Origin of the sequence: Aquimarina spongiae (assembly GCF_900141785.1) — a bacterium.
Classification (GTDB): Bacteria; Bacteroidota; Bacteroidia; order Flavobacteriales; family Flavobacteriaceae; genus Aquimarina; species Aquimarina spongiae.
This window is the reverse complement of record NZ_FQYP01000003.1, coordinates 480,849-494,293: the sequence shown is the minus strand read 5'-3', so window position 1 is coordinate 494,293 and position 13,445 is coordinate 480,849. Positions and strand designations below refer to the sequence as shown.

Annotated in this window: 9 protein-coding genes; 5 read left to right on the top strand and 4 right to left on the bottom strand. The window is 37.7% G+C overall.

Annotation, left to right across the window (positions count from 1 at the left end):
* Positions 1-225 precede the first annotated feature (225 nt).
* Together BUE24_RS09485 and BUE24_RS09480 are read left to right on the top strand one after the other, a co-directional pair.
* Positions 226-3,198 carry a SusC/RagA family TonB-linked outer membrane protein gene (locus tag BUE24_RS09485; RefSeq protein WP_073315756.1) on the top strand — a complete coding sequence of 991 codons (2,973 nt, stop codon included), beginning with the start codon at positions 226-228 and terminating at the stop codon, positions 3,196-3,198.
* A 13-nt stretch (positions 3,199-3,211) separates the two neighbouring features.
* A complete protein-coding gene (locus tag BUE24_RS09480; RefSeq protein WP_073315755.1) occupies positions 3,212-4,519 on the top strand; it encodes a RagB/SusD family nutrient uptake outer membrane protein in 1,308 nt (435 codons plus the stop codon).
* A gap of 76 nt (positions 4,520-4,595) precedes the next feature.
* Here the strand turns inward: BUE24_RS09480 and BUE24_RS09475 are convergent, their stop codons facing one another.
* The 4 genes from BUE24_RS09475 to BUE24_RS09460 are packed head-to-tail and all read right to left on the bottom strand — an operon-like array spanning position 4,596 to position 11,240.
* Complete coding sequence (locus BUE24_RS09475) at positions 4,596-8,096, bottom strand: efflux RND transporter permease subunit (RefSeq protein WP_073315754.1); 3,501 nt, start codon at positions 8,094-8,096, stop codon at positions 4,596-4,598.
* Between the two features lie 7 nt (positions 8,097-8,103).
* On the bottom strand, positions 8,104-9,270 hold the full coding sequence (locus BUE24_RS09470) for an efflux RND transporter periplasmic adaptor subunit (protein ID WP_073315753.1): 1,167 nt from the start codon (positions 9,268-9,270) through the stop codon (positions 8,104-8,106).
* Positions 9,271-9,276: 6 nt separating this feature from the next.
* Entirely contained in the window at positions 9,277-10,638 is a 1,362-nt protein-coding gene (locus tag BUE24_RS09465; protein ID WP_073315752.1) for a TolC family protein, read from the bottom strand.
* Positions 10,639-10,640: 2 nt separating this feature from the next.
* Positions 10,641-11,240, bottom strand: a complete 600-nt coding sequence (locus tag BUE24_RS09460; protein WP_073315751.1) for a TetR/AcrR family transcriptional regulator — start codon at positions 11,238-11,240, stop codon at positions 10,641-10,643.
* Positions 11,241-11,464: 224 nt separating this feature from the next.
* On the opposite strand from BUE24_RS09460, the gene BUE24_RS09455 reads away from it, so the two are divergent.
* Genes BUE24_RS09455 through BUE24_RS09445 form a run of 3 tightly spaced genes read left to right on the top strand, consistent with a single transcriptional unit; the run spans position 11,465 to position 13,427 of the window.
* Entirely contained in the window at positions 11,465-12,439 is a 975-nt protein-coding gene (locus tag BUE24_RS09455; RefSeq protein ID WP_073315750.1) for a polyprenyl synthetase family protein, read from the top strand.
* The gene (locus tag BUE24_RS09450; protein WP_073315749.1) at positions 12,432-12,788 is read left to right on the top strand and encodes a hypothetical protein; all 357 of its coding nucleotides are present in this window, start codon (positions 12,432-12,434) and stop codon (positions 12,786-12,788) included. The genes BUE24_RS09455 and BUE24_RS09450 overlap by 8 nt, the downstream gene beginning before the upstream one ends.
* A 12-nt stretch (positions 12,789-12,800) precedes the next feature.
* Positions 12,801-13,427 carry a hypothetical protein gene (locus BUE24_RS09445; protein ID WP_073315748.1) on the top strand — a complete coding sequence of 209 codons (627 nt, stop codon included), beginning with the start codon at positions 12,801-12,803 and terminating at the stop codon, positions 13,425-13,427.
* Positions 13,428-13,445: the final 18 nt, after the last annotated feature.

The following is a 13,445-nucleotide window of genomic DNA, read 5'->3' as shown; positions in this document are numbered from 1 at the left end:
CTTATTACTGTCGTATTTTTTAAATGCCCGAGTAAATATGAACTCGCATAAAAATGAAGCGAATACTTGAATCATGTCCTGAAAAATGAAATAAACGTAACTATTTAACGGTTTTTCCGTAAGTATTTGAAAATTAGAGATGTTTTAATGCGAACAATCGTTAGTTTTAACATTTTTTTATAAATATCTTTTAATAGATTTAACCAAACATTTAAACAAATCATTATGAAAAAACAAACTCATTTTAGCAGGATGAGAGTCCTGCTATTATTACTTTTCTTTCCTGTCGTGCTTTTAGCTCAGGAAACTATTACGGGAAGAGTAGTGATTCAAGGTTCGGGGGAACCTGCTCCTTTCGTAAATATTGTAGAGGAGGGAACGAATAACGGAACAGCTACCGATATCGACGGTAATTTTTCAATTACGGTAAATTCTTTACCAACTACGCTAGTAGTATCTGCGCTTGGTTTTACAGAGAAGTCCGTGCCAGTGCAAACTGCAGGTGATATTTCGATCGAAATTGCAGAATCTTCAGAAGCATTAGAAGAGGTGGTAGTAACAGGTTTAGCAACTTCGGTAAAAAGAAGTAATGCGGCCAATGCTGTAGCCTCGGTATCTTCGGAAGAACTTGTAGGGCTAACACCTCCTCAAACTTTAGACGGTGCTTTGGCAGGTAAGTTTGCGGGAGCACAAATCACCAGAAGTTCAGGAGCGCCTGGGGGAGGTATTTCTGTTCGATTACGTGGGGTTACTTCCGTAAATGGTAATGCGCAACCGCTTTATATTGTTGATGGAGTTTATGTAAACAACAACAGTATTGCTGCAGCAGGTTTAAATGCGGTATCTGGGGCGGCTTCCGGGGGGAATGCTTCAAATCAGGATAACCCGTCAAACAGGATTGCAGATATTAACCCTGATGACATAGAAAGTGTGGAGATCCTTAAAGGAGCTTCTGCAGCTGCAATCTATGGAGCAAGGGCTGCTGCCGGGGTGGTAATTATTACTACCAAAAAAGGTAAAAGAGGGCAAACGAAAATCTCATTCAATCAGGATTTTGGATTTAATACCTTGTTAAACTCTTTAGGGCAACGAAACTTTACCGAAGCTAGGGCAGAAGCTCTGGGAGCTGGTAATGGAGCATTGTTTGCTGCTGCAAGGGACAATGGTACCTTAATAGATTGGGAAGATGAGATATATGGAGAACAAGGTTTTATTTCGAATACTAGTGTGAATATCTCCGGAGGATCGGATAATACCCTATTTTATGCTGCTTTTTCTAACAACGAGGAAGATGGAATTGTAGATAATACGGGATATGATAGAAAATCGATACGATTTAATTTGGATCATGAATTTATGGACAAACGCGCAAAACTATCGATTAGTTCTAACTACATCGACTCAGTTTCTGATCGTGGTTTCTTCAACAATGATAATACAGGAACTACTATTGGTGTAGCATTAAGTTCTACTCCACCTTGGGCGCAGTTATTTCCAGATGCAAATGGAAATTACCCAGACAACCCATTCGGTTCTTCAAATCCATTACAAACCAGAGATCTGATCACCAACAGAGAAGATGTTAATCGTTTTATTGTAGGAGCATCGTTGGACTATAAAGTTTTTGAGAATGATAAATCAAATCTGAAACTTATTCTTCGTGGAGGGGTTGACTATTATGAATTAATTACAACAGCTATTTTTCCAGAAATCTTACAGTTTCAAAAACCATCTAATGGTGGTCTTAATGGGGTAACGGCATTAGGTACAACTGAAAACAAAGATGCCAACTACTCGGCCTTTTTGGTACATAATTATACTACTGATAAAGATCTTAATTTCAGGACGCAGGCAGGTGTTACCAAGCTTACGTTTTCAAGAAATACAGTAAGAAATATTACTTCAGATTTGGTAGCTTCTCAAACCAATGTAGATCAGGGAGCAAATGTAAGTGTAACTCAATTCAGACAAGAGCAAGAGGATCAAGGGTTCTTTGTACAGGAAGAATTGAATTACCAGGATAAAATCATAGGTACACTGGGGATAAGAGGAGATAAATCCAGTAATAATGGAGATGCGAATGAGTTGTTCTACTATCCAAAGGCCTCTGCAGCGGTAAACTTCCATAATTTTGATTTCTGGAATGTACCATATGTGAGCCGTTTCAAAATAAGGGCTGCATATGGAGAGGCTGGAAACTTTGCTCCTAATGGAGCGTTGTTTACTGCATATACTAATTCCTTGATAGATGGTAATGTGGGGATTGTAGTGCCAGTAACACTGGGAGATCCAGATATTTCTCCAGAAAGACAAAAAGAATTGGAAGTTGGTTTTGATGCAAGTTTCTTGGAAAACAGAATAGGGTTAGAATTTTCGTACTATAACAAATCCGTAGACGATCTTATCCTACAGGCAAATGCCGAACCTTCTTCTGGGTTTACCACACGTTTTGAAAACGCTGGTAACCTAGAAAACCGAGGAGTTGAGATCGCTTTGAATGCTACTATCTTTCAGGAAGATAATTTTGACTGGAGTTCTAATTTGATCTTCTTTAAAAATACATCAGAGGTAACTAGACTGGATGTAGAACCATTTTCTTTAGGAGGTTTTGGAGAAGGATTAGGAACTTTTAGAATTGAAGAAGGTAGAAGTGTAACACAAATTGTAGGTAATGACGCCAATGGGAATTTGGTGGTATTAGGTGATGCAGAGCCAGATTTTCAGATGACCTGGTCAAACAATTTACGTTATAAAGACTTTACCTTATCTTTCTTATGGCACTGGAAACAAGGAGGAGATAACGTAAATCTAACTTCGTTATTGACAGACTTTGGTGGCACTAGCCCAGATTTTGATGATTTTGATTTTGATCCGGCAGTAGCCAATGGAGATTTCAGAGTTGCTGCATTCTTTGCTGGTAATGCAACACCATTCGTAGAAGATGCATCTTACCTGAGATTAAGAGAAGTAGGATTGTACTACAATATTCCTTCTAGTGTTTTGGATAAAGCGTTTGCGGGACACGTATCGAATGTTAAAGTAGGTTTCTCTGGAAATAATTTGATCAATATTTTTGATTATAACAGCTATGATCCTGAAGTTTCGAACTTTGGATCTAATGGATTGTCAAGTGGGGTAGAGGTAACTCCGTTCCCTTCTTCTAAACGTTATTTGTTTCACTTAGCTGTTGGCTTCTAAAAAAAATAAGAAAATGAAAATACTAAAGAATATATTCATGCTATTGTTATCTTCAGTTTTGATGCTTTCGTGCGAGGTTGAGGATGGTAGCAATTTAAATGGACCTACTACAGATACTATATCTGAGGATCTGTCTAGAGCAGAATTGGTACAAGCGATGTCGGGAGTTTTGGCCGATATGAGAACTAGATTAGGAACTCAGGTCGATGTGCAAGCTGTTGCGGGTAGAGAATACTGGAGATTCCAGAGTTCTGATCCTCGTTGGACAGCAGATTTACTTACAGGTACTCTAGACGATAATACGTTTTATACTACAGTTCCTTACGCTTCAAGATATGGGACAGTAAAGGATATTAATCTGCTTTTAGAAGGTTTAACAAACTCATCTGCAGATTTTACTGATACCGAAAGAGCTGCAACCAGAGGGTTTGCAAATACGCTTAAAGCTCATGAGTTATTAATGGTGCTGAATCTACAATTCCAGAATGGAATTCGTTTGGATGTTTCTGATCCAAATAACCTGGGACCATTCGTAGGCTATGATGAAGCTTTAACAGCGATATTTGATATGCTTACAACGGCTGCAACCGATCTTTCGAATGGAGGAGCTGATTTTCCATTTACAATTCCTGAAGGATTTGACGGATTCAATACACCTACTGCTTTTTTAGAGTTTAATAATGCGTTGGCAGCAAGAGTAGAAGCCTACAGAGGGAATTATACTTCTGTGCTAACACTGCTTGGAAATTCATTTATGGATATGGCAGGAGACCTTAATGCAGGAGCTTATTTTACATTCTCTCTTACTGGTGCTGATGTTGCAAATCCATTGTTTTTCGCCTTAAATTCTACTGGGGCAAATGCAAGAATAGCGCACCCATCTTTTATCACTGATGCTGAGGCTGGAGATACAAGAGTAGGTAAAGCAGTAATGAGAACGGCTTCATTAACACAGTCTAATTTGACAGGAGATCATGATGTGTTCATCTATGATAGCAATGTAGCTCCGGTGGCTGTCATGAGAAATGAGGAGTTAATTTTGTTAGCTGCAGAAGCGAATCATATTGCGGATCCTGTTGCTGCAGTAGCAGCAATAGATGTGGTTAGAATCGCAGCGGGATTACCAGGATATACAGGAGGAACTACTCCGGCAGAATTGGTTACCGAAATATTAAATCAAAGAAGATATTCATTGTTCGCAGAAGGCGGGCATAGATGGATCGATTTAAGAAGATTTAATCGACTGGGAGATCTACCGTTGGATAGATCTGGAGATGCTACATTTGAGCAATTCCCAACACCAGCAAACGAAAATAGATAAGAGTAACGTTCTATATCAATAAAAAACGCCGCAATTTGCGGCGTTTTTCTTTTATCAATTTACAAACCGTTAAGTATTAAGCTGTAGCTTTAGTAGCCACAGGTACTTCCACGTTTTTCTTTCTACGTACCCATACTTTAAATCTATTCACAATGAAGAACAAGCAAGGAACGATAATCAATGTTAAGAAGGTAGCGATAATCAATCCGTAGATCACGGCCCAGGCCAATGGTCCCCAGAAAATTACATTATCACCTCCGATATATATCTTTGGATCAAAATCAGTAAATAAAGAGAAGAAATCTACATTAAATCCAATGGCTAGAGGGATCAATCCAAGTACTGTAGTAATCGCGGTAAGCAATACTGGTCTTAAACGTGCTCTACCTCCTTTGATAATGATTTTCATTACTTCATCATTAGGTAGTAATTCACTCTCAGGAATATTCAATTCTACCTTTTTACGATCGATAAGCAGTTGCGTATAGTCTAGTAGTACTACACCATTATTTACTACAATACCGGCCAAAGAAATAATTCCCATCATCGTCATCATGATTACAAAAGACGCTCCAGTAATCAAGATACCTCCAAATACACCTATAAAACTTAAGAAGATTGCAATCATGATAATCGTTGGCTTAGATATCGAACTAAACTGGAACACAAGAATCAACATGATCAATCCTAATCCGGCAAAGAATGCTCCCATCAAGAATGCCATTTGTTTACCTTGTTCTTCAATTTGCCCTGTATAGTCGATTTTAACTCCTCTCGGTAATTCCTGGAAACTTGCCATTTCAGTTTGGATCTGAGAGACAATCGCAGCTGCATCTGTAAATCCAGGTTGTAATCCAGAATATACAGTAACTACTCGTTTTGTGTCTCTGTGCTTAATTGCACTAAACGATGAAGTGTTTTTTTGCGAGGCTACCGCAGAAACAGGAATCTCTTTTAACTGCCCAGATGCTTGATCTCTAAATGTAATGTTCTGATTAAATAATGCACTGGTATTGTATCGGTTTTCAGCATTAAAACGTACATAAATATCATAATCTTCACCATCTTTTTTATAAACTCCAGCCTTTTCACCAAAAATAGAACGACGCAGTTGATTACCGACCTGACCGGCAGCTACACCAAGTTCTCCAGCTTTTTCGCGATCTACCACTACCTGCATGGCTGGTTTACCTTTATTTACATCAATTTTTAACTCTTCAATTCCAGGGATGTTTTTCTCATTGATGAAATTACGCATCTGTTCTGCAATGTTGATCAAATCGTCGTAATCCGGACCTTCGATCTCGATATTGATCGGGTATCCAGCAGGTGGTCCTACAGGATCTTTCTCTACAGAAATAGCAACACCAGGATAAATTCCTTTCAAGTCTTCTTGTACCTTTTGGCGTAATACCTCAGAGTCTTTTCCTTTTCTGAATTTAAACTCACGCATGGTTGCCGTAATCTTAGCTCGGTGTGGCATTTCGGCATTACTACCTCCATCTGTTTGAGGGTTACCTGCACCTTCACCTACTTGAGAAACTGCAGATTCTACCAGGAAATTATAGTCCTGTCCTTCAACATATTCTTTGTCATTTACCACAGCATATACACGTTGCTCAATTTCTTTGGTGATCGCATTGGTTTTGTCGATATCTGTTCCTTGTGGATATTCGATGTAAACCACAATCTGATTAGGCTTGTTGTCTGGGAAGAACTCCACTTTGGTACGTTGACTACCGATAGAAGCTCCAAACATCGCAAAAACAACAAACAATAATATAAAAGTACCAAAAGTAAAAGCATAGGATCTCCACCCTCTTAAGGCAAACCCTAAAAACCTTTGGTATTTATCCTCTAACCAAGCTAATATTCTTCTTTGGAAAAAATTAGCAGCTCCTTTAAGCACATAGCGATATATCCAGAACATGATAGCGGTTACGATCATTAAGGTTCCTAGACCTCGTACTGGTCCTCCGACCAATAAAATAAAGATTCCGAAACCTCCTAGAATGATACTTAATCGGATCAATTGCTTGCGAGACAGTACTTTCTCTCCAGTCTCCATAAATTGAGAAACCAACATGGAGTTGATAAAAATAGCCACAAACAAAGATGATCCAAGTACAACCGAAAGCGTAATTGGGAAATAAATCATGAATTGCCCCATCACACCAGGCCACATACCAAGAGGAACAAATGCCGCTACCGTTGTTGCTGTCGAGATAATAATAGGAAAAGCAATCTCACCAATCCCTTTCTTGGCAGCCTCTATACGAGACATCCCTTCTTCCTCCATTAGTCGATATACATTCTCTACCACCACAATACCGTTATCCACCAGCATTCCTAATCCCATAATCAAGGCGAATAAGATCATGGTATTCATAGTATATCCCAGTAAAGACAGAATCATAAAAGACATAAACATCGACATCGGTATCGCAAATCCAACAAACAATGCATTTCTAAATCCTAAGAAAAACATCAATACTCCTACAACCAGAATAATCCCGAAAATGATATTGTTTACCAAGTCGCTTACCTGGTTTTCGGTCTTTTCGGATTGGTCGTTAGCAACACTGATCGAAAGGTCTTTTGGAAATACATCTTCTTTAGCTTCTTCCAAGATCACATTGATCTTTTCTACGGCTTCGATCATGTTTTTTCCAGATCGTTTTTTCACATCCAACATCACCACGTTCTCACCATACTCTCTTGCATACGTGGTTTTGTCTTCTTCTTTAAAGGTAACCTTAGCAATATCTCTAAGGTAAACTGCGCCATTTTGTGACTTTACTACAAAATCATCAAGTTCAGAAGGGCGATCTATCTCTCCTAAAATTCGAATAGTACGACGCTGGCCACTAGAAATCATATTACCGGCAGACATGGTCATATTTCCGTTTCGGATGGAGTTAATCACATCGTCAAAACTTACTTTGGCAGCCATCATTTTATAGATGTCTACAGCTACTTCAACCTCTTTTTCTTGTGCCCCTCTAATATCCGCTTTCTTGATTTCAGGTAGATCTCCAATTTCATCTTCCAAATATTCTGCATACTCCTTTAATTTGTCTACTGGATAATCTCCAGTGATATTGATGTTCATAATCGGAGTTTCTTCAGAGATACTCAGATCAAAAACATTCGGTTCTACCTTGGCTCCGTTAAAGGTTGGCCAGTCTTCATTCGCTTTTTCAGAATCTACTTCATCCTTTACCTTTTGCTTGGCTTCAGGAACAGATAATTCTTCGTCGAATTCTACCGTAATGATTCCATAATCTTCCTGCGAAGTGGATAAGATTTCAACTACATTACTAACATTCTTCAGCTTATCCTCTAAAGGGTCGATGATTAATCGTTCTATATCCTCAGATGTGTTACCAGGGTAAGGAACACTGATATAGATTTTGGTTTCGTTAATCTCTGGGAAATTCTCTCTCGGCATCGAAAAATATGCCGACAACCCTAATACCAGAAATATACCGATCATTACATAGATCGTAGTAGGGTTGTCTATCGCCCAAGACGATAGTTTAAATTCCTTATCTACTTTTTTCTTGTTGACTTGCATAGGGTTTTTAGTTTAAAATTTTCACTTTTTGACCATCTTTTACACTTCTGGCTCCTTCGCTAATTATAGCATCGCCATTAGCAACACCTTCTAGGATTTCTATAAAATCTCCCTGTGTTTTTCCGGTCTTTACGATGACTCTCTTGGCTTCGGCAATGTTTTGTGCGTCCTTGTCAGAAGTAACATAGGTATATTGGTCTCCTTCTGCATTTTCAGAAAGAATACTCTGCGGAAGCAAAATGGCCTTTTCGTTGGTGTAATCGTTAATTTTAACTTTGGCAGTAAGGTTAGGCTTTACTGTACCTCCTTTTGAAGGAATACCCACTTCAACCATAAATGATCTGTTATTAGGATTGATATAGTTTCCTACCTGACGAATTTTTGTAGTGATCGTTTGACCAAGTACCGGAAAGTACACCTCTACACTTTTACCTACGGTAACACTTGGGATGTAACGTTCTGGTACCTCGGTTTCGATGTACATATCGTTCAGATTCACAATTCGAATGATTTGATTTTGACCAGGAGATACTACACTTCCTTGTTCGGTAATTACATCATCGATTACTCCAGAGAAAGGTGCGTTTACGGTTGTTTTTGCCAATTGACGCTTGATTTGGTTTACAGCATTTTCCTGAGCTTCGAAATTGGTCTTGGCTTCAAGGTATTGAATCTCAGAACCGATTTTTTGCTCCCAAAGTCTTTTTTGGCGATCAAAAGTAGTCTTTGCCAACTGTGCTCTTACTTCGGCTTGAGATAATTGCTGACTCAATCCACCATCATCTATTCTGGCTAGCAATTGTCCTTTGCTTACTTTTTGACCTTCTTTTACGTAGATTTTTGTAAGTACACCTCCCATTTCCGGATACAATACAATGTTTTGCTTGGTTTCAACATTTCCTTGTAGTTCCAAGTAGTGATTGAATAAAGTATCCTTGGCAGTAATTGTAGTTACCAGAGGAAGTTTCTTTACAGTATCTAAAGAAGCAATGGCTTCGTCAAGCTGCTTTAACTGGTCAGCAATGGTTTGTTGCTGTCCTACAACTTCGGTTCTTTTGGCACGTAATGCCTGTAGATTCCCATCTTCTATAATTTTATCAATAGATTTCGAACTATCTTGTCCACAAGAGACAATTAATAGTGAAGCGGATAATATGGTAAGTATCTTTTTCATAATGGGTTACTTATTTTTTGGTGTATTTAAAATCGTTTCTAGTTCTGCTTTTTTGTTGATGATATCCAGCATGGTTTGCAATACTTCTTGCTGAGAGCTGTAAAGTTGCAATTGCGCTTGTCTGAGGTCGAAACTTGTTGCCAGACCTTCAGAATATTTGATTTGATTTTTCTTTTCGATACGCTCTGCCAGGGATAAGTTTTTCTTCGAGGTTTCGTAATTTTCTATAGACAGTTTATAATCACTCAACGACGAATTGTATTGTAATTGAATTTGCTGCTGTGCTTGTATAAACTCAGTATTTGATTGCTCAAAAGCAATTTTGGCTTGTTGAGAACGTGCACTTCGTTTTAGGGAACTGAAGATCGGAATGTTCAAACTCGCTCCAAGTATAGAAGATTGAAACCAAGGGGTTCCACTATCTAAGAATACAAAGTCGTCATCAAATGCTGAGGTTCCGTAATTGATAAATGCAGATAGTCTAGGTAGTGCTCTACTTTTTTCAAGCTTCAATTCTAATCGTCGCTGTTCGGTTAGTAAATAGGCCAATCGATAATCTACATTGTTTTCCATAATAAATGGAGTAGTAGCGATAGACTGATCCATGTTTTTCATAGTCAGACTATCCAAATCATCGGTTAATGTTGTATTCGCATCTACATCAACACCCAATGCCAGATTAAACATTTGTAAAGCAATTTTCTCCAAACGTTTTGCATTACTCAATTGATTCTGAATCTGTAACAAAGTAATTTGTAGCTGCTCTACATCTTCCTCTTCGGCCAAACCGTTTTCAAAAATCGTTTTGGTTTCATTATAGTTTTTCTCAAGCGCCGCCACATTGTTTTCAAGAATTTTTACACTTTCTTGAGCCACAAGAACACTACCATAAGCATTGATTACTCCTTTACGCACTTCGAGTAAAGTCTTTTCTTCAGAATCATTGTTGAACTGAAGAAAACTTTTTGCTGCTTCTAGACCTACCAGATAAGATCCGTCAAAGATCAATTGGTTTAAGGTTGCTGTTGCAGAAACTTGTTGTTTTACTCCAAACACAACAGGAACAAAAGTCCCAGGTTCTCCTCCAACAATTTCTCCTGGTAGTGGAGTAACTGGTTGTTTTAATTGGTTTTGATAATCAATAAGTCCACTTATTTGTGGTAACCCGTCAGCTGTGGTTTCCCATTTTCTTTTCAAAGCCTTGGCAACGTCGCGTCTTGCATTAATAGATTGGTAGCTATTTTCTAATGCAAACTCAATTGCTTCGTCTAGTGTAAAAGAATAAGAAGAGCTGGTTGGTGTTTGTTGGGCCTGCAAAGAAATTACACAGAGCCAACTAAGACAAAATAACCATAGGTTGTTTCTCATATTTATTGTTCTTTTATTAGATTGTTTAAAATTGTTCGTCCTTTTTCTGTTGTAATTCCCAAAATGTGATATTCTAAGTAATCGTCCATTAATTTGGCCACTGGAAAACGATTGTCAGGAAACATGTTTTTGTCCTTGATACCGTTGGTGCCAATGAAATAGATTCTAGAGATAAATTCTATGTCAATATTAGATCTAAACACTCCGGTTTCTATTCCTCTTTTCAGGTTGTCGACAACACATTCCTGAAATACTTCAAATTGTTTTTCTTTAAGCCCAGAGTGAATCTTGGGATAATATTTTTGTAATTGATACAAAGGTGCTGTCTTTTCATTTTTGAGGTGCTGCATCACAAAAGCTTTGATCGTATACAGTTCTTCAATAGGGTCTAAGGTTTGATGTAGGATGGCTTCAATACCATCACTAATCGTACAAAACAAATGATGTGTTGTAGCCTCTACTAGTTTAGTTTTATTCTGAAAATGCGTATAAATTGTCTTTTTAGATATGCCCATCTCAGAAGCAAGATCGTCCATCGTAACACTTTTGAAACCGAGGCTCAAAAACATATCATTCGCTTTCTCAATTATTTTTTCTTTCATCGTGGGGATTCTTGTTGAGGGGACAAATGTAAGTACGGAAACTTTTAAAACAATAAAAGTTTCCAAAGTTTTACATTTATTTAACATTGTTCTAATACTTGAGGTGATTTTGTTAACTTTTATAAGGCTTTGTTCTATAATAGGACGTTCGTATCCCTGTTATTTGGACAAATAATTGACATGACGATCTGAAATTTTGTTTTACCTTAGCACAAAAAAATACAGTGCACACGATTTCTGATTATCAGCGGTTTTTTCTGGAATACCTAGAGCAAAAGAACACTACCAAAGAACCCAAAAACCTTTACGAACCGATTACATATATTTTAGGATTAGGCGGAAAGCGTCTTCGGCCTACTTTGGTGCTTATGGCTTCAGAGATTTTTGGTCGTTCTTACAATGAAGCATTAGATGCTGCTCTTGCGGTTGAGGTGTTTCATAACTTTTCTTTGATTCATGACGATATTATGGATGACGCACCTTTGCGTAGAGGAAAAGAAACTGTTCATGAAAAATGGGATATCAACACGGGGATTCTTTCTGGTGATGCCATGTTGATTAATGCTTATCAATTGTTCGAGAATTATCAGGGGGATACCTTTAGAGAATTAGCCATGCTGTTTACTAAAACAGCAATAGAAGTGTGCGAAGGCCAACAATATGATATTGATTTTGAAACCAGAGATGATGTGACTATACCTGAGTATATGAAGATGATCGAGTATAAAACTGCGGTATTGGTAGGTGCAGCGCTCAAAATGGGGGCGATCGTTGCAGGAGCATCGGATCAGTGTAAGACCGCCATTTATGACTTTGGTAGATTACTTGGTTTGGCATTTCAATTACAAGACGATTATCTGGATGCTTTTGGAGATCCTGAAACTTTTGGAAAACAAGTAGGAGGAGATATTATAGAAAATAAAAAGACGTTTCTGTATCTCAAGGCTGTAGAGTTTGCTTCAGAAAATGAAGAAAAGCAGTTGAGAGGACTTTTTTCTTTAAATCCCGAAGACCCTTCTGAAAAGATCAGTACAGTAAAATCCTTTTTTGAAACTACAGGAGCAAGGGATAGTATTAGAGCAGAGATCGAAGCGTATACCCAAAAAGCTTTTGCAGCATTGGATTCACTATCGATTTCTGAAGATAAAAAAGAGATGTTGCGATTGTTCGGTTCCACTTTAATGAATAGAAGTGTCTAATATTGATCCCAAGGATAGTAGCGCTCTTATTTTACAGGATGCAGTCACTACGGATCTGTATTCAAAGCTGTTGCAGCAACTTCAAAAAGATATGATTCGTGCCGGTATCGACTATACGATTCCCGCTACGATCACACCAGAAGTTTTGGTAGTAGAATTATGTGATTTGATTCAGCAAAAATTGCGCTATCACTTTAATGAATACCTCAATTTTTTGTACGCCGTAGATGTTTCAGAACAAGAGATTAAAAAATGTACATCTGAGGATGTTGAAGATATTGCCATCTATGTTACTTCCCTGATCTTAAAAAGAGAATGGAAAAAAGTATATTATAGGAATAGGTTATAAAATTTTAACGGGATGAGACTATGCAATTTTATTTGGTTGATGTGTTTTGTAACTCTTTCTTATGCTCAGGAAGAATTTACCAAGGTAGATTTGTCTTTTAGGGCTCTTCAGGAAGCTATAGCAAAAAAAGATACGCTTATAACGTATGTTTCTAAAAACTATAAATGTTCAGAAAACTTATCTGGGAGAATCCAGTATTACTACAAAGAGAACCAGTTAAAGTTGATAAAACATACGTATCAGCAGGGTTTTGCTAGAGATGTTTATTTAGAGTTTTTTTTTGTTGAAAATGATACCATACGTTTGAAAACCTCGATCTCTGAGATAATCCGTATGAATACTCTTTATAAAGAAAGCTCACAAGGCGTATCATCTCTAAGCGCTGAAAAAGTGGTAGAAGTTATTGAGCATGTACTATTTTTTGAAGGAAATAGTAGTGTTGGTTGTTATGAAAGAAGGCATGGAGAAAAATTGAGCCAATGGGATGCAGATTATTTTGAAACTATTCCGTTTGAAAAAAGCAATTGTCAGGAAGATGTTGAGGATATTCGTTTCAAATATAGGTTGTTAAGAAAAGCTGAGAAAAAATTAGAAAATTATTCGAATAGAAAACCTAGTTGCATTTTTCATCTTTGGTGATTTTTAAATCGAAAAATC